Annotated in this window: 1 protein-coding gene; it reads right to left on the bottom strand. The window is 35.0% G+C overall.

Annotation, left to right across the window (positions count from 1 at the left end):
* Positions 1–71: 71 nt before the first annotated feature.
* Positions 72–494, bottom strand: coding sequence for an NADH:ubiquinone oxidoreductase (locus tag E5A76_RS05115; protein WP_161118289.1), 423 nt, complete (start codon positions 492–494; stop codon positions 72–74).
* Positions 495–678: the final 184 nt, after the last annotated feature.

Raw genomic sequence — 678 nt, 5'->3', positions numbered from 1 at the left:
ATTTAATCTTCATTAACGATACTAAGCACTACATCACTCTTAGGTAATTCGTACAATAATATGTATTAATTTTATACGGTTTGCGATGTTAGTGAAGGTTTAGCTTCTGGCTGTTCTTCACTCGCCTGCTGGCTAGCTAATACAATTGCACGCTTTTCTGCCATTGCCATTTGAAATTCTCTTAACTTGAAGTAACCGTAAGAAACAACAATCAAGAAGAATAAATAAGAAAGCGAGAAGATAAATGGAGAATTAATAACGTCCGCTTTTAAGCCCCACATAACACCAGTCACTGTTACAGCCAGTTTTGCCACCATTCCTAATAACAGAAGTAATACTGCCAATTGTGGATAACGAGTTGATCTAAACGCTAACCAATAAGCGACTCCTACCGATACTGCTGCAATACCAAAGCCAGCAATAAAGGAATGAAAATGCTCACCAGAAAGAACGCCACCAATTGATGATAGTAAAAAAATCAACGCTAATTTCATAAATGCCTCTCTGAATTCCAGGCTAAAAGTGTTCAATATTGCTGTTTGGTATATTTTCTCACTTTGATAGCAATATGTATATATGCATTGAAAGATTTCACTTTTGCAAAAATGGCATTAATTCGTGCCATTATAAAGAGTTAACTATCAACTGATTGATTTTAAATAACCAAAGCAATAATAG

It is taken from the genome of Photobacterium lucens, assembly GCF_009873615.1.
GTDB classification, from domain to species: Bacteria; Pseudomonadota; Gammaproteobacteria; order Enterobacterales; family Vibrionaceae; genus Photobacterium; species Photobacterium lucens.
This window is presented reverse-complemented; position numbering and strand designations above follow the sequence as displayed.

Coding starts and splice junctions, on each gene's coding strand:
- E5A76_RS05115 (WP_161118289.1), bottom strand. CDS start 494: ATGAAATTAGCGTTGATTTTTTTACTATCATCAATTGGTGGCGTTCTT.